This window comes from Burkholderia sp. BC1 (genome assembly GCF_052683555.1).
This window is the reverse complement of record NZ_JBQYLP010000028.1, coordinates 53,095-67,901: the sequence shown is the minus strand read 5'-3', so window position 1 is coordinate 67,901 and position 14,807 is coordinate 53,095. Positions and strand designations below refer to the sequence as shown.

The following is a 14,807-nucleotide window of genomic DNA, read 5'->3' as shown; positions in this document are numbered from 1 at the left end:
GGCCTGCCCGCCACCGGATATCACGACGATGGCAGCCAATCTCGACGTACAAGCGCGCTACTTCCCGCACACGCAGGATCAGCTCAAAGAAATCGCCTCGGACATCCTTCGCCATGCGAAGGCACTCGGCGCGACCGACGCGGCGACCGAAATCTCCGAAGGCGACGGCCTGTCCGTCTCGGTGCGTCGCGGCGAGGTCGAGACGATTGAGCACAATCGCGACAAGATGGTCGGCGTGACGGTGTTCATCGGCAAGAAGCGCGGCAACGCGAGCACGTCCGATTTCTCGCCGGCCGCCATCAAGGATACGGTCGCCGCGGCCTACAACATCGCGCGCTTCACGGCCGAGGACGACGCGGCCGGCCTCGCCGAAGCCGAGCTGCTCGAGACCGATCCGCGCGATCTCGATCTCTATCACCCGTGGGCGCTGTCGGCCGACGAGGCCGTCGACATCGCGCGCCGCGCGGAAGACGCCGCGTTCGCGGTCAGCCCGCAGATCCGCAATTCGGAAGGCGCGAGCGTGTCCGCGCAGCATTCGCAGTTCGTGCTCGCGACGTCGCGCGGCTTCCTCGGCGGCTATCCGTACTCGCGTCACTACATCGCGTGCGCGCCGATCGCGGGCAGCGGCCGTCACATGCAGCGCGACGACTGGTACACGTCGAAGCGCAGCGCGGCCGACCTCGCCGCGCCGGAAGCGGTGGGCCGCTATGCCGCGGAGCGTGCGCTCGCACGCATGGGTGCGCGTCGCCTCGACACGCGCAAGGTGCCCGTGCTGTTCGAAGCACCGCTCGCGGCCGGTCTGCTCGGCGCGTTCGTGCAGGCAGTGAGCGGCGGCGCGCTGTACCGGAAGACGTCGTTCCTCGTCGACAGCCTCGGCAAGCCGGTGTTCGCGCCGCACGTGCAGATCGTCGAGGATCCGCACGTGCCGCGCGCGATGGGCAGCGCGCCGTTCGACGAAGAGGGCGTGCGCACGCGCTCGCGCAGCGTCGTGAAGGACGGCGTCGTCGAAGGCTATTTCCTGTCGACGTATTCGGCGCGCAAGCTCGGCACGCAGACCACCGGCAACGCCGGCGGCTCGCACAACCTCGCGCTGCGCAGCTCGAACACGCAGCCGGGCGACGATTTCGACGCAATGCTGAAGAAGCTCGGCACGGGTCTGCTGCTGACCGAACTGATGGGGCAGGGCGTGAACTACGTGACCGGCGATTATTCGCGCGGCGCGGCGGGCTTCTGGGTCGAGAACGGTGTGATCCAGTACCCGGTCGAGGAGATCACGGTCGCGAGCACGCTGCAGGAAATGTTTCGGCACATCGTCGCGATCGGGGCGGATTCGATCGTGCGCGGCACGAAGGAAACCGGCTCGGTGCTGATCGAGCAGATGACGATCGCCGGCCAGTAAGCACGGCACTGCGCCGCGTCGGCGGCGCGCTCGGACGAAAAAAAACCGATCGGCGCGAGCCGGTCGGTTTTTTTCATGGGGCGGTACGTATCAGCCGCGCTTGCGTGCGTAGACGACGAATGCGTAACCGAACGTGTTCGGCGCGGCAGCCTGATGCGCATCGCGCGACACTTCCTGCCACTGGGCGGGATCGGGCGCCGGAAACGATGCGTCGCCTTCGAAATCGGCATCGATCTCGGTGACGATCAGCTTGTCCGCCTGGGCGAGGCCTTCCGCATACAGTTGCGCGCCGCCGATCAGGAATGCTTCCGCGGCACCGTCGCGCGCGGCGAGCGCGAGCGCATCGGCAAGCGACGTGACGGTGTCGCAGCCGTCGAAGCGGCGCGACGCGTCGCGCGTGACGACGATGTTGCGGCGGCCCGGCAGCGGACGGCCGATCGACTCGTGCGTCTTGCGTCCCATCACGATCGGCGCGCCCATCGTCGTGCGCTTGAAGAACGCGAGGTCTTCGGGAAGTTTCCAGGGCAGCTGGTTGTCGCGGCCGATGATGCCGTTGCGGGCGCGCGCGACGATCAGGGTCAACGTCGTCATGAAGGTCGGAGAGAGGAAGAACCGGAATGGCGCCGATTCTACCGGAACGGGCGCGCCTCCTCGCGGCGCGCTGCGCCTGCGTGCGGACAAAAAAATGCCCGCCGGGGGACGGGCTCGAAACCGTTGCATCGCCGAGGTGGCGATGTCGATCGATCGTGTTGCCGATACCGGACAGACGATCGATACGCAATCCTGATCGACTGCCGTGCAATCGGCGCCGACGTTTCATTGGTGCACGTTGCTTTCCGCACCTTCATGCATCGCGTGCTGGACGTCGGACGGCTGCGGCGCGGGCAGCGGCGTCGGCAACGGCGCGGGCGGCCCGATTTCATCCCAAAGCGTCACCGAGATCTTGCCGGCCGGCACCGGCCGCGGCGCCGACACCGCGATGATCCCCGCGCCGTCGTGTGTCGGCATGCCGGGCGCCGCGTCACGTCGCCAGGTGTCGTGTGCGGGGCGCGCGCTTTCGTCCGCGTGCGCGGGTGCGAACGCATACGCGGCGGCAATCGCGAGCGGAATGAAAGAATGTAAAAGGCGTTTTTGCATGGCCGCTCTCCCTGTTATTCGCTATTCAGCGAAATGCATGCCATCGCGGCGAGAGCGTTGTCGCGACGGGCATGCGCGTACGCGTGTCGCGAATGACGCGGGAAGAAGCGCGAAAAATGTTTCAGTCGTGAAACGACGGGGCTCCGGAATACTGCGGATTCAATCGCTGCGCATCCGGGACGACAATCGGCGCGTGTGTCGATGTCGAACGCTTCACTGCGCATGTGCTATGTGCAGATGATTGATCGATCGAAATCCTGAGCAGTCGGCCGGATCGACACATGCGCCGACACGGCTGCATGCCGTTCGACGGCTGTAACGGAGACCATCCGACAACAACGATCTGGACGCCAGACAAGCGCCATTATGCGAGGCCTGCTGTTGCCGCGCATCGGGCCGGGCCCGATTCGAATTTTTCGCACGTGACGTGCGTGCGCGGCAATCGTTACACGGTGGACGAACGGGGTGAGCATATGGGAGCCGAGCAGCGGCATGTGATCTATTATTCGCGCGAGCCGGACGACGCATTGCGCGGTCATTTCGACGACTGCGGCTGGCGCGTCGATCTCGCGGAGACCGTACGCGACGTACGGCGCGTCGTGCAACAGGGCGTCGCCACCGCAGGATTCCTCGATTTCTCGCCGGGCTTCAAGCCCGCGGAGCTGCGCGAGCTGGAGTCGTGCCTGAGCATCCAGCACGTCGGCTGGATCGCGGCCACGTGTCGCGGCCAGCTGCAGGACCCGATGCTGCGGCATGTGATCCGCGATTACTGTTTCGACTATGTGACGATGCCGTACGAGACCGCGCGCATCGTGGAAACGGTCGGGCATGCGCACGGCATGATTGCACTGAGCGATCCGGTCGCGTCCGGCGGGCGCGGCGAAGGCGAGATGGTCGGCACGTGCGACGCGATGCTCGCGTTGTTCAAGACGATCCGGCGCGTCGCGATGACCGACGCGCCGGTTTTCATTTCCGGCGAATCGGGTACCGGCAAGGAACTCACGGCCGTTGCGATTCACGAACGCTCGGCGCGTGCGCACGCGCCGTTCGTCGCGATCAATTGCGGCGCGATTCCGGCGACGCTGCTGCAGGCCGAACTGTTCGGCTACGAGCGCGGCGCATTCACGGGCGCGAACCAGCGCAAGATCGGGCGTGTCGAAGCCGCGAACAGCGGCACGCTGTTTCTCGACGAGATCGGCGATCTGCCGCTCGAGAGCCAGGCGAGCCTGCTGCGCTTCCTGCAGGAAGGGAAGATCGAACGGCTCGGCGCGCATGCGTCGGTGCCGGTCGACGTGCGCGTGATCTGCGCGACGCACGTCGACATGGAGACAGCGCTGCGCGAAGGCCGGTTCCGCGAGGATCTGTTTCATCGTCTCTGCGTGCTGAAGATCGAGGAACCGCCGCTGCGCGCGCGCGGCCGCGATATCGAGGTGCTCGCGCGCCACATGCTCGAGCGTTTCAAGGGCGACGCGCATCGTCGCCTGCGCGGGTTCTCGCCCGATGCGATCGCGGCGCTGTACGGCTATGCGTGGCCCGGCAACGTGCGCGAGCTGATCAACCGCGTGCGGCGCGCGATCGTGATGTCGGAAGGCCGGACGATCACGGCGGCCGATCTCGAGCTGAACGACTATGCGGCGCTCGCGCCGGTGTCGCTCGTCGAGGCGCGCGAAGCGGCCGAGCGGCAGGCGATCGAGCAGGCGCTGCTGCGGCATCGCGGCCGTTTCGCGGACGCCGCGCGCGAACTGGGCGTGTCGCGCGTGACGCTGTATCGGCTGATGTGTGCGCACGGGATGCGCGACCGCGGCGACACGCTCGCGCCGCTTTCGCCGCCGCCGCCGGAGCTTCCTCGCCACGCTTGCTAAAATCTGCGGGTACGGCCGCCCTCGCGGCCGAAGGAACCCGCATGAAACAGTATCTCGACCTCGTTCGCACCATCCTCGACACCGGCACCTGGCAGGAGAACCGCACGGGCATCCGCACCATCAGCATGCCGGGCGCGATGTTGCGGTTCGACCTGCAGCAGGGCTTCCCGGCCGTCACGACGAAGAAACTGGCGTTCAAGTCCGCGATCGGCGAGCTGATCGGCTTTCTGCGCGCATCGCGCAGCGCGGCCGATTTCCGCGCGCTCGGCTGCAAGGTCTGGGACGCCAACGCGAACGAGAACGCGCAATGGCTCGCGAATCCGTACCGGCAGGGCGTCGACGATCTGGGCGACGTCTACGGCGTGCAGTGGCGCCAGTGGCCGGGCTACAAGGTGCTCGACGCGCACGCGGACGCGCAGCTCGCCGACGCGCAGCGCCGCGGCTTCCGGATCGTCACGCGCTTCGACGAGGACGGCGCGCAGAAGGTGCTGCTGTACAAGGCGATCGATCAGCTGCGTCAGTGTCTCGACACGATCATGGAGAATCCCGCCGATCGACGCATTCTGTTTCATGCGTGGAATCCGGCCGTCCTCGACCAGATCGCGCTGCCGGCCTGCCATCTGCTGTACCAGTTCCTGCCGAACGTCGCGAAGCGCGAAATCTCGCTGTGCCTCTATATCCGCAGCAACGACGTCGGGCTCGGCACGCCGTTCAATCTGACCGAAGGCGCGGCGCTGCTGTCGCTCGTCGGCCGGTTGACGGGCTATACGCCGCGCTGGTTCACCTACTTCATCGGCGATGCGCATATCTACGAGAATCAGCTCGACATGCTGCAGCAGCAGCTCAAGCGCGAGCCGTACGAAAGCCCGCGGCTCGTGATCGCCGATCGCGTGCCGGAATACGCGAAGACTGGCGTCTACGAGCCGGAATGGCTCGAACGCGTCGAGCCGTCGGATTTCTCGCTGGTCGGCTACCGGCACCATGAGCCGCTGACCGCGCCGATGGCGGTCTGACGGCCCCGCAGCCGGCTCGGCCGTTCCGCGCGGCAATGACGAAGGCCCGACCGGTGTATGCCGGTCGGGCCTTCGTCGTTTGGGCGGGCGCGCCACTCAGTGTCGGCGCTGTTCGTCGCCGTGCGGCGGGTTGGCGGGATGCGGCGCCTCCGCGTGCGGGGCCGGCTGCGGACGCGGCTCGATATGCGGTGCGGGCATCGGCGCGCGCTGTTCGACATGCGGTGCAGGCATCGGCGGATGCGATTCCATGCGCGGTGCAGGCGGCTGCGGGCGCGGCATCTCGCGCGGCACCGCAGGCGGCCGGAATTCGTTCGCGCGCGGCGGGGCGGCTTCGTGGTGCGGCGCCGGTTGCGCGAATTCGCGCTGCGGTCGCGGTGCCGGCACGGCGCGTTCCGGCTGCGGCTGGGGCTGCGCGTGACGGGCCGGTTCACGGAAGTCGGGGCGCGGTTGCGGGATCTGCGCCGTTTGAAGCGGCGGTTGCGTTGACGTGCGCGGGGCTTCGCGCCGCGTGATCGACTGCTCTGGCGCCTGACGCGCGTCGGGCACACGCTGCGCCTGAGGCGGCTGCGTGACGCCGTGTATCGGCGGCGTCGCGTGCTCGCCCGCGCCCGGCAGCGCAGCCGTAGCGGCCGGCGCCGGAGTCGGGCGCTGACGCGCGAGCGGCGTATGCGGCTGCATCCACGCGGGCTCCTGCCGCGCAGCGGTGGGCTGTCCGCCATGCGCGGCGTCGATCACGCCCGCCGCTGTCGCGGGCGGATGCGGGACCGCTCCAGCGCCGGCGAGCGCTGCGCGCGCCTGCGCGTTGCCGGGCGCGTGCGCGGCGGCGCCGTTCGCCGCAGGCGGCATGGCGCGTCCGTCGACCGCCGGTCTCGCGCCGTTCGGTCCGTTCGATGCGTTCGGTCCATGCGGTCCGACGAATGCAACGGCGCCCGGCACACCGGGCCGTCCCGCCTGAGGCGGCATCGGCGCCGCCGTCGCGTTGCGCGGCGCCGGATGCACGAGCGGACCGTGCGGATTCACGAGTTGCACGTTGCGCATCGCCCATGCGCCCGTGTGCGCGGCGCCCGGCACGCGCACGGGCCGCGCCGCGTAATCGGGCGGCACGCTCGTCTTCGCGATCGGCGTGCCGGCGCCCGGCACGTGTTCGCCCCTGCGCGCCAGATGCGCGGCCGCCAGATCGCGATACGCGGCCGGTACGGCCGGATTGCGCGTCGCGACGAACGGATGCTGTCCGATCGCGGCGGGCGGCCGATAGCTCGCGGTACGCAGGCCGCCCGTGAAGCTTTGCCGCACCGGCGCAATGCCCGGCGTGCCGGGCACCACGTGCGCATTGCGCCATTGCCGCGGATCGACGTGCTGCGCAAAGCGCGCGACCGGCTGGCCGTGCACGAACGCGGTCGCGGGCACGGCGGCGATCGCATGCGGCGCGCCGAAATTGACGTACGTGTTGTGCACGTTCGTCACGTTCACGGTGTTGTTCACGGTGATCCGGTTCACGACGATGTTCCGGTTCACGCGTTCGTAGTAGTGCGGACTCCAGCCGCCCCAGGCCGGATGCCACGGCTCGCCCGGCCCGAGCGCGAACCACGCGCAGCCGGCCGCGGCGACGCCGCCGACCGTCAGCGCGACGCTCCAGTCGGGCCCGTCGCCGCCGCCGACGAACGCGACGAGCGCCGGCGCATAGGCAGGCGGCGCGCTGACGGCCGTCGGCCCCGGCACCCACGCCCAGCGATCGTCGACGTAGGCCCAGCGCCAGTAGTGATAGGGCGCGAAGCCCCACGGCGCGTCGTCGACCCAGGTCCAGCCCCATGGCGCCTGCCAGATCCAGTGACCGTCGTGATATGGCGCCCAGTCGGCCGGCGTGTCGTTCGGCATCCAGACGGGGCCGTACGCCGGCGTGTCGCGCCACGTGCCGTTCGCGTCGAGGTCCTGATAGCCGGGGATGTCGCGCGACACGTAGCGGGCCGACACCGACCGGTCCTCGGCCGCGTCGCGGCCCGCGGCCCACCGGTCGAGCGCGTCGGGCGGCGGCGCGGCCGACTGCTGCGCGATCTGCAGGTCGGTGCCGGTAAACACGGCCTGTTGCCCGGCGGAGAGCGGATATTGGCCGTTGCTGCCGTAGACGGTCGCGCTGCCGCTGCGCACCGTGACGGTCGTGCTTGCGCCGTCGGGCGCGACGTCGACGCGGTAATCGCCCGGCGCCGTGATGCCGAGCGCGAGGTTCGGCGTATCGATTTCGTACGACGTGCCGGCCGGCAGCGCGCGCACGTGCGTTGAGAGCGTGCCGAGGCCGACCTTCAGCTGCGTCGTCGAATCGTCGAGGTTCAGCACCGACAGGCTCGTCGAGGCGCCGAGCCGCACCGCGGTCGAGCCGATGTGGAGCTCCGAGCGGGCGCCCGCATCGTTCCAGAGCTGATCGCCGGTCGTGAGCGGCCGGTTCACCGCCGCATACGACCATGCGTCGGTGCCGGCCGGCTCGGTCGTCACCGCGCCGGACAGATAGTTGAGCCGCGCGACGCGACCGGGCGGGTCGCCGGCGGACGGCTGCGCAGCCGCCGCATACGGTGCGGGTGCGGCCGTCTGCGCGAAAACGGGCGGCAGCGCGGCGAGCGCCGCGACGGCGAATAGCGTGACGCGCGTGGTGCGCTTGGGCGCGAACAGGAATGCCATGGTGAGCGATGGTCGTGATGTCGGCACGTCGATTCGTGCCGCTCGATTCACGATATCCGCTCGACCTGTTTCAGTGCGCGGCGTTTTGTAAGTCCGATCGGCGGCGATGTAACAAAACCTGTCCATCGCGCCTCGTTGTCGTGCGCCTGCAATGTGCGCGTCAGCCGGTCGTCAGCCAGGCGTCGAGCGCCTGTTGTCCGGGCACCGTCACGCGCAGCACGCGCGGGCGCGAGGTGCGCTCGACCCAGCCGTGCGCGCAGAAGCTGTCGAGCATCGCGGCGCCGAGCGCGCCGCCCAGATGCGCGCGGCGCTCGCTCCAGTCCAGGCACTCGCACGCGAAGCGGCGCCGCCGCGCGCGCTGCTGCGCGACGTCGATGCCCCAGCGCGCGAGCGCCTGCGCGCCGAGTTCGGTCGTCTCGATCGCGTCGCCGTTTGCGTGCAGCCAGCCGCGCGCGTTCAGACTGTCGAAGATGCGCACCGCGAGTTCGCCCGCCATGTGGTCGTAGCAGGTGCGCGCGTAGCGCAGCTCGGCCGGCACCGTGCGCGAGGGCGGCGGCACCGGCCGGTGCGGCGCGGCCGCGCGCGCGACGTTCGCGAGCGCTTCGAGCGATGCCGCGATGTCGGCCGAGGCGAGCCGGTAGTAGCGGTGCCGGCCGCGCACCTCGAGGGCGAGCAGGCCGCCTTCGGTCAGCCGCGCGAGATGCGCACTGGCCGCGGACGGCGACAGCCCCGCGATCAGCGTCAGTTCGCCGGCCGGCCGCGCGCTGCCGGCCATCAGCGCCCACAGCATCGCCGCGCGGCCCGGGTCGGCCAGCAGCGCGCCGATGCGGTTCAGGCCCGGAAAATGGTGATCGTCGTGGTCGCTCATCGTCGTCTCTCGTCCGGGAATGATTCGCAGTGTAGGCGCTGCCGGCACTCGATGTTTCGGGCCCGGCTGAAATGTCGATGCGGCCCGACGCAGCGGCACAGCCGCCGACAGCGGTCGACCGGCGCGGCGCGGATCCGCAGCGGCAGCCGCGCCGCGCGTAGAATGGGCGAACGCGGCGGCAGCGGGCCGCCGCGATCCGACACGATGCAACGATGAAGACGTTTTTCTGTCTGCTGGCGGCCGCGCTCGTGTGCGCCGCGTGCGCGCAGGGCGGCGCCGCCGAGCAAGGCGGCAGCCTGGAAATGTACGGGACGATCGATCAGGGCGTGACGGTCCGCTATTGAGGGCTGCGTGGCGCGGCGCGTTGTCGCAGTGCAACGTATAATCGCGCCGTTACAGCGCCGCTGTTGCCTGGAGTTAAACGATGTCCCACTCGTCCCCCGTTCCGGCTCCCCTCGACCGCAACGAAACCGTATTCCGCTTCCTCGCCGAACCGTCGTCCGTGAACTTCGGCGGCAAGGTGCACGGCGGCGCGCTGATGAAATGGATCGACGAGGTCGCGTATGCATGCGCGGCGGTCTGGTCGAGCCGCTACTGCGTGACGGTCAGCGTCGGCAACATCCGCTTTCAGCGTCCGATCCTCGTCGGCAATCTCGTCGAGCTGAAGGCGCGTGTCGTCGCGACCGGGCGCACCAGCATGCACATTCACGTGTCCGTGCATGCCGGCGATCCGAAGGGCGGCGTACTGCGTCAGACGACCGATTGTCTCGTCGTGTTCGTGGCCGTCGACGAGAACGGCAATCCGCTGCCGGTGCCGACGTTCGTGCCCGAAACCGACGAGCAGAAGCGTCTCGCGAAATACGCGATGGACGTGCGCGCGGCACTCGACAAGATCGTCGAGATGAAGCCGGAAGAGGTCGCGAAGGGCGAAGTGTGACGACGCGGGGGCGCGTGCGCCCCCGTTTGCATCGCGCCGCGCGGGCCGACGCTCAGCGTGTGCCGACCATCTGCTCCGGCCTGACCCACTCGTCGAATTCCGCCTCGGTCAGATAGCCGAGCGCCAGCGCGGCGGCCTTCAGCGTCGTCCCTTCCTTGTGCGCCTTTTTCGCGATCTGCGCGGCCTTGTCGTAGCCGATGTGCGGATTGAGCGCGGTCACGAGCATCAGCGATTCATTCAGCAGCAGATCGATGCGCGCGCGGTTCGGCTCGATGCCCACCGCGCAGTGATCGTTGAAGCTCTGCGCGCCGTCCGCGAGCAGCCGCACCGATTGCAGCACGTTGTGCGCGATCATCGGCCGGAACACGTTCAGCTCGAAATTGCCGCTTGCGCCGCCGACGTTCACCGCGACGTCGTTGCCGAACACCTGGCAGCACAGCATCGTCACGGCTTCCGACTGCGTCGGATTGACCTTGCCCGGCATGATCGAGCTGCCGGGCTCGTTTTCGGGAATCGACAGTTCGCCGAGCCCGCAGCGCGGGCCGCTCGCGAGCCAGCGCACGTCGTTCGCGATCTTCATCAGGCCCGCCGCGACGGTCTTCAGCGCGCCGTGCGCGAACACCAGCGCGTCGGCGGCCGCCATCACCTCGAACTTGTTCGGCGCGGTGACGAACGGCAGCTTCGTGAGGCGACCGATCTCGCCGGCCACGCGCGCCGCGAATTCGGGATGCGCGTTCAGCCCGGTGCCGACCGCGGTGCCGCCGAGCGCGAGCTCGTACAGATGCGGCAGCGCCGATTCGACATGCCGGATGCCCTGGTCGAGCTGCGCGACGTAGCCCGAGAATTCCTGGCCGAGCGTGAGCGGCGTCGCGTCCTGCAGGTGCGTGCGGCCGATCTTCACGATGTCGGCGAACGCCTTCGACTTTGCGTCGAGCGTCGCGCGCAGCGTGCGCAGCGCGGGCAGCAGATGGTTGACGATCGCGTACGCGGCCGCGACGTGCATCGCGGTCGGGAACACGTCGTTCGACGACTGGCCGCGGTTGACGTCGTCGTTCGGATGAACCTTGCGCGCTTCGCCGCGCTCGCCGCCCATCAGCTCGCTCGCGCGGTTCGCGATCACCTCGTTCAGGTTCATGTTGGTCTGCGTGCCGGAGCCCGTCTGCCAGACCGCGAGCGGGAATTCGCGCGCATGCTTGCCGGCGATGATCTCGTCGGCCGCGGCGATGATCGCCTGCGCCTTGTCGTCGGCGAGCACGCCGAGCGACTGGTTCACGGCCGCCGCCGCGCGCTTGACGATCGCCAGCGCATGAATCAGCTCGGGCGACTGCTTTTCCGTCGAGATCCGGAAATTCTGCAGCGAGCGCTCGGTTTGCGCGCCCCAGAGCCGGTCGGCCGGGACGGCGATCTCGCCGAACGTGTCGCGTTCCATCCGGACTGCTTCGTTCATGATGCACTCCTCGAGAAAAGGGGAAGGCCGCGCGGCGCGCGGCGAGGGCGTATCGTGAGGCGTGTGGGTGTTCAGGCGACAAGCATAGCGCCGGCCGCGATTTCGCGTCGTGTCGCGCTCAGCGCGCGGCGCTCGCCAGCGACGCGCTCTTCAGATGGAAGCGCCACGCCATCAGCGCGGCGACGCTCGCGAGGCCGGCCGCGAGCCCCCACCACAGGCCGCGCGCGCCGAGTCCGGCATGGAACGCGAGCCAGTAGCCGGTCGGAAAGCCGATTCCCCAGTAGCCGAAGGTTGCCGCGAGCATCGGGATGCGCGTGTCCTTGAGCCCGCGCAACGCGCCCGACGCGACGGTCTGCATCCCGTCGACGATCTGGAACACCGCGGCGATGCCGAGCAGCGACGCGGCGAGCGCGACCGTGCCGGCGTTCGCCGGATCGTCGAGATGCAGGTACAGCCCGACGATCGTGTGCGGCGCGACGATCATCACGAGGCCGGACAGCGACATGAAGGCGACGCCGAGCCCGAGCGCGACGAAGCCCGCATGGCGTGCGGCGACCGGCTCGCCGGCGCCGACCCAGTAGCCGACGCGCACGTTCGCCGCCTGGCCGATCGCGAGCGGCACCATGAACGACACCGATGCGACGTTCAGCGCGATCTGGTGCGCGGCGAGCGACGTCGCGCCGAGCACGCCGACCGTCAGCCCCGTCGCGAGGAACAGCGTCGATTCGACCCCGTAGGTGATCGCGACGGGCCAGCCGATCCCGATCAGCTCGCCCATCACCGGCAGCTTCGGGCGCGCGGCCGTCACGAAATGGCGAAAGCGCTGGCGCCCGTGCAGCAGCCAGATCAGCGCGAGCGCGGTCAGCCAGATCGTGATCGTCGTCGCGACGGCCGAACCGAGAAAGCCGAGCCGCGGCAGCCCGAATGCGCCGTGAATCAGTCCGTAGTTCAGCACGCCGTTCACGCCGACGCCGCCGATCGATACCCACAGCAAGCGGCGTGCCGCGCCGATCGCGGGCAGGAACGCGCGCATGAGGCCGACGCCGATCAGGCTGCCGAGTGCCGCGAAGCGCAGGATGCCCGTGTACTGGCCGACGTGGTGCGCGAGCGCCGGCGGTTCGTGGAACATCAGCAGGATCGGTTCGGCGAGCGACAGCGCGACGATCGCCGGAATCGCGAGCAGCACCGAGAGCACGAAGCCGGTCCAGTAGATGTGCGGCACGCGGTCGTCGGCCTGCGCGCCGCGCGCATGCGCGACGCTGACGCTGACCGACGACAGCACACCCTGCAGTACGGTGACGATCACGAAGAAGAAGTTCGCGCCGAGGCCGCCGGCCGCGAGCGAATCGGGGCCGAGCGAGCCGAGCAGCACCGTGTCGGTGACGCTCATCGCCATCTGCGAGAGCTGAGCGATCGCGAGCGGTGCGGCGAGGCGCGCGGTATCGGCGGCGTGACGGGACAGGGACGGCGGCGCGGCGGCCGTCCGCGTAAGACCGGAATGCGACATGGAGAGGGCGCTCGCGCGAGTGCGGGCCCGCGCTGCCTGTATTTATTTTGAGAGACGGCTAGCTTACGGCTTTATTCGCACGGTGTCGAACGTGCGCGGCGATGGCCATGTCGCAGACAGGGGGAACGCTACGCGCCGCCGTGCACGGCGATGCGCGTATCGCCGAACAGCACGACCTGGCCTGCGCGAATCTTGCAGGTCTTGCGCAGCTCGACCGCGCCGTCGACTTTCACCGCGCCGGACGCGACGATCATCTTCGCGGTGCCGCCGCTGTCGGCGAGGCCGGTGATCTTCAGAAGGTTGTGCAGCTCGACGTAGTCGCCGGTCAGCGTGAAATCCAGATTGGGCATGACGAGAGTGCGCGCGATGCGCGGGAGGAATCGCCCCGCATCATACGGCACCGCGCGCCGGCGCGCGAGCGGGCCGGATGTGAGCGAGTGTGAGCGATTCGTCAGCAAATGAAACCGTGGGTAACAGTCTGAGAGATTGCAGAACCGGCCGCATCGGCCGCGTGTCTCTCGCGTTACCTGCTGCATGTTTTCGCAGCGGGCGACGCGACGGATCGCACCGACGCGGTTCGCGCCCACAACTCTTGAGGAGGATTGTCATGTCCAAGATTCGTACGATGCTGATCGGTGCCGCGCTGACGGCGTTCGCCACTTCGGCTGCCTTTGCCCAGACGGGTACGGCTGCGCAGGGCACGGCCGGCGCTGGCGCGCAGACGCAGGCGCCGGGCGCCGGAATGGGGGCGGCTGCAGGTGCCGGCGTAGGGACGGGCGCAGGTACCGGCACAGGCACCGGCGCTGCGGCAGGTACGCAGGGCGGCGCCGGCATGAGCGGGTCGGGTAACGCGGTCGGCGGTGCGACGGATTCGGTCGGCGCAGCGGCGAACGGCGCGAACGACACGACCGGGTCGGCCGTTCATTCGACGAAGAAGCACATGAAGCACACCGCGAAGTCGGCCAAGCATCGCGCGGGCTCGACGAACTCGAAGGTCGGCGATGCGGCAACCGAAGGCGCCGGCGTTCAGGGCGGTGCGTCGGCGGGCGCCGGCTCGCAGTAAGCCGGCGATCGCGGCTCGCCGCGCGGCGCTCGTCCCTGACGGCGCGCCGTGACGGCGCTCACCGGGCGGCCCGGTTCGCGTCGATGCGGACCGGGCCGCCCGTTTCGTTGGCGAGGCGCGAACTCAGGGCCGGCGCTGGCCGTGCTCCGGCCCCTGCGCGGGCCGCGCGGCGGCCGGCGTGAACACGCTGCGCAGCCACGCGGCGAGCCGCGCGAAGATGTCGTACGGCTCGTCGACGAAGATTTCCGGTTTCAGCAGCCGCAGGTATTCCATGATCTGCTGTGCTTCCTGCTTCTGGAACGAACCGTGCGAGAGGCCGAGCCGCAACAGCCCGCGCAGTTCGCCGAGCTTGTCGCGCGCGGCGCTGCCGACGCTCATCTCGCACGCGAGCTTCGCTTCGTAGATCCGCTGCCGCAGCGATTCCGCGAGCCGCCAGGCGGGCGTCTGCATCATCTCCTCGAGCGTGCGGATGTCGTGCACCGCGCCTTTGATCTGCGCGGCGAGCGGGTCGACCATCGACGCGTCGGCCTGCGCTTCCGCGACGATCGCCTTCGCCCAGTCGCGGCAGGCCTTCGCGAGCTCGTCCGGCGTCCACTCGGCGCGCGATGCGAATCCGAAACCGTATTCGCCGGCCTGCCGCATCAGGATCGCGACGACGTCCGGAAATTCCTTGTCGAGCGTGCGCTTCGCCCAGGCGTACTGGCCGCCTTCGAGCATGCGCTGCACCGCGTGCTCGGTCAGCGGCGTCATGTTGTCGAGCAGCTTCGCGCGCAGGAAATCCTCGAACGACGGCGTCGCGAAATGCGGGTCGAGTTTCAGCGATACGCGCAGGAACGCATCGTAGTCCTTGCGCAGCGACGCGACGGTGTCGTCCTTCAGGGAAAGGGTGATCTGGCCCATGAAT

The 14,807-nt window shown here is 69.2% G+C and carries 15 protein-coding genes; 7 read left to right on the top strand and 8 right to left on the bottom strand.

Annotated features, from left to right (window positions below):
- The first annotated feature begins 28 nt into the window (after nucleotides 1–28).
- Nucleotides 29–1,399 carry a metalloprotease PmbA gene (gene pmbA, locus ACSHSS_RS15920; protein WP_006406224.1) on the top strand — a complete coding sequence of 457 codons (1,371 nt, stop codon included), beginning with the start codon at nucleotides 29–31 and terminating at the stop codon, nucleotides 1,397–1,399.
- A gap of 90 nt (nucleotides 1,400–1,489) precedes the next feature.
- On the opposite strand, the gene ACSHSS_RS15915 is transcribed toward pmbA, so the two are convergent.
- Nucleotides 1,490–1,990, bottom strand: a complete 501-nt coding sequence (locus ACSHSS_RS15915; RefSeq protein ID WP_006400688.1) for a dihydrofolate reductase — start codon at nucleotides 1,988–1,990, stop codon at nucleotides 1,490–1,492.
- Here ACSHSS_RS15915 and ACSHSS_RS15910 point away from each other — a divergent pair.
- Nucleotides 1,989–2,186 carry a hypothetical protein gene (locus ACSHSS_RS15910; protein WP_175795081.1) on the top strand — a complete coding sequence of 66 codons (198 nt, stop codon included), beginning with the start codon at nucleotides 1,989–1,991 and terminating at the stop codon, nucleotides 2,184–2,186. The genes ACSHSS_RS15915 and ACSHSS_RS15910 overlap by 2 nt on opposite strands.
- Before the next feature lie 29 nt (nucleotides 2,187–2,215).
- On the opposite strand, the gene ACSHSS_RS15905 is transcribed toward ACSHSS_RS15910, so the two are convergent.
- A complete protein-coding gene (locus ACSHSS_RS15905; protein WP_445545211.1) occupies nucleotides 2,216–2,536 on the bottom strand; it encodes a hypothetical protein in 321 nt (106 codons plus the stop codon).
- Between the two features lie 473 nt (nucleotides 2,537–3,009).
- On the opposite strand from ACSHSS_RS15905, the gene ACSHSS_RS15900 reads away from it, so the two are divergent.
- Nucleotides 3,010–4,398 (top strand): sigma 54-interacting transcriptional regulator, encoded by a 1,389-nt coding sequence (locus ACSHSS_RS15900; protein WP_445545210.1) that lies wholly within the window; start codon nucleotides 3,010–3,012, stop codon nucleotides 4,396–4,398.
- 41 nt (nucleotides 4,399–4,439) lie between these two features.
- Nucleotides 4,440–5,411, top strand: coding sequence for a thymidylate synthase (locus ACSHSS_RS15895; RefSeq protein WP_006400684.1), 972 nt, complete (start codon nucleotides 4,440–4,442; stop codon nucleotides 5,409–5,411).
- 96 nt (nucleotides 5,412–5,507) lie between these two features.
- Here the strand turns inward: ACSHSS_RS15895 and ACSHSS_RS15890 are convergent, their stop codons facing one another.
- Both ACSHSS_RS15890 and ACSHSS_RS15885 read right to left on the bottom strand, forming a co-directional pair.
- Nucleotides 5,508–8,081 carry a DUF6600 domain-containing protein gene (locus ACSHSS_RS15890; RefSeq protein ID WP_445545209.1) on the bottom strand — a complete coding sequence of 858 codons (2,574 nt, stop codon included), beginning with the start codon at nucleotides 8,079–8,081 and terminating at the stop codon, nucleotides 5,508–5,510.
- 160 nt (nucleotides 8,082–8,241) lie between these two features.
- Nucleotides 8,242–8,949 carry an ArsR/SmtB family transcription factor gene (locus tag ACSHSS_RS15885; RefSeq protein WP_445545208.1) on the bottom strand — a complete coding sequence of 236 codons (708 nt, stop codon included), beginning with the start codon at nucleotides 8,947–8,949 and terminating at the stop codon, nucleotides 8,242–8,244.
- A gap of 212 nt (nucleotides 8,950–9,161) precedes the next feature.
- On the opposite strand from ACSHSS_RS15885, the gene ACSHSS_RS15880 reads away from it, so the two are divergent.
- On the top strand, nucleotides 9,162–9,293 hold the full coding sequence (locus ACSHSS_RS15880) for a hypothetical protein (protein WP_276536007.1): 132 nt from the start codon (nucleotides 9,162–9,164) through the stop codon (nucleotides 9,291–9,293).
- 80 nt (nucleotides 9,294–9,373) lie between these two features.
- Nucleotides 9,374–9,886: an acyl-CoA thioesterase gene (locus tag ACSHSS_RS15875; protein WP_006400680.1), complete on the top strand. Its 513-nt coding sequence runs from the start codon at nucleotides 9,374–9,376 to the stop codon at nucleotides 9,884–9,886.
- Nucleotides 9,887–9,938: 52 nt separating this feature from the next.
- Here ACSHSS_RS15875 and fumC read toward each other — a convergent pair whose 3' ends face one another.
- From fumC to ACSHSS_RS15860, 3 genes are all read right to left on the bottom strand, one after another.
- Nucleotides 9,939–11,333, bottom strand: a complete 1,395-nt coding sequence (gene fumC / locus ACSHSS_RS15870; RefSeq protein ID WP_006400679.1) for a class II fumarate hydratase — start codon at nucleotides 11,331–11,333, stop codon at nucleotides 9,939–9,941.
- Between the two features lie 118 nt (nucleotides 11,334–11,451).
- Nucleotides 11,452–12,840, bottom strand: a complete 1,389-nt coding sequence (gene norM / locus ACSHSS_RS15865; RefSeq protein WP_059785000.1) for a multidrug efflux MATE transporter NorM — start codon at nucleotides 12,838–12,840, stop codon at nucleotides 11,452–11,454.
- Between the two features lie 128 nt (nucleotides 12,841–12,968).
- A complete protein-coding gene (locus ACSHSS_RS15860) occupies nucleotides 12,969–13,190 on the bottom strand; it encodes an RNA-binding S4 domain-containing protein (RefSeq protein WP_006406220.1) in 222 nt (73 codons plus the stop codon).
- A 257-nt stretch (nucleotides 13,191–13,447) separates the two neighbouring features.
- Here ACSHSS_RS15860 and ACSHSS_RS15855 point away from each other — a divergent pair, with 257 nt between their 5' ends.
- Entirely contained in the window at nucleotides 13,448–13,903 is a 456-nt protein-coding gene (locus tag ACSHSS_RS15855; protein WP_445545207.1) for a hypothetical protein, read from the top strand.
- A gap of 123 nt (nucleotides 13,904–14,026) precedes the next feature.
- Here the strand turns inward: ACSHSS_RS15855 and ACSHSS_RS15850 are convergent, their stop codons facing one another.
- Nucleotides 14,027–14,803, bottom strand: a complete 777-nt coding sequence (locus tag ACSHSS_RS15850; protein WP_012213812.1) for a DUF4088 family protein — start codon at nucleotides 14,801–14,803, stop codon at nucleotides 14,027–14,029.
- Nucleotides 14,804–14,807 lie beyond the last annotated feature (4 nt).

What these genes read in the sequence shown, in the direction of transcription:
- ACSHSS_RS15915 (WP_006400688.1), bottom strand. Translation starts at nt 1,990, where the DNA reads ATGACGACGTTGACCCTGATCGTCGCGCGCGCCCGCAACGGCATCATC.
- ACSHSS_RS15875 (WP_006400680.1), top strand. Translation starts at nt 9,374, where the DNA reads ATGTCCCACTCGTCCCCCGTTCCGGCTCCCCTCGACCGCAACGAAACC.
- ACSHSS_RS15850 (WP_012213812.1), bottom strand. Translation starts at nt 14,803, where the DNA reads ATGGGCCAGATCACCCTTTCCCTGAAGGACGACACCGTCGCGTCGCTG.
- ACSHSS_RS15890 (WP_445545209.1), bottom strand. Translation starts at nt 8,081, where the DNA reads ATGGCATTCCTGTTCGCGCCCAAGCGCACCACGCGCGTCACGCTATTC.
- pmbA (WP_006406224.1), top strand. Translation starts at nt 29, where the DNA reads ATGGCAGCCAATCTCGACGTACAAGCGCGCTACTTCCCGCACACGCAG.
- ACSHSS_RS15885 (WP_445545208.1), bottom strand. Translation starts at nt 8,949, where the DNA reads ATGAGCGACCACGACGATCACCATTTTCCGGGCCTGAACCGCATCGGC.
- ACSHSS_RS15855 (WP_445545207.1), top strand. Translation starts at nt 13,448, where the DNA reads ATGTCCAAGATTCGTACGATGCTGATCGGTGCCGCGCTGACGGCGTTC.
- norM (WP_059785000.1), bottom strand. Translation starts at nt 12,840, where the DNA reads ATGTCGCATTCCGGTCTTACGCGGACGGCCGCCGCGCCGCCGTCCCTG.
- ACSHSS_RS15905 (WP_445545211.1), bottom strand. Translation starts at nt 2,536, where the DNA reads ATGCAAAAACGCCTTTTACATTCTTTCATTCCGCTCGCGATTGCCGCC.
- ACSHSS_RS15880 (WP_276536007.1), top strand. Translation starts at nt 9,162, where the DNA reads ATGAAGACGTTTTTCTGTCTGCTGGCGGCCGCGCTCGTGTGCGCCGCG.
- fumC (WP_006400679.1), bottom strand. Translation starts at nt 11,333, where the DNA reads ATGAACGAAGCAGTCCGGATGGAACGCGACACGTTCGGCGAGATCGCC.
- ACSHSS_RS15895 (WP_006400684.1), top strand. Translation starts at nt 4,440, where the DNA reads ATGAAACAGTATCTCGACCTCGTTCGCACCATCCTCGACACCGGCACC.
- ACSHSS_RS15900 (WP_445545210.1), top strand. Translation starts at nt 3,010, where the DNA reads ATGGGAGCCGAGCAGCGGCATGTGATCTATTATTCGCGCGAGCCGGAC.
- ACSHSS_RS15910 (WP_175795081.1), top strand. Translation starts at nt 1,989, where the DNA reads ATGAAGGTCGGAGAGAGGAAGAACCGGAATGGCGCCGATTCTACCGGA.
- ACSHSS_RS15860 (WP_006406220.1), bottom strand. Translation starts at nt 13,190, where the DNA reads ATGCCCAATCTGGATTTCACGCTGACCGGCGACTACGTCGAGCTGCAC.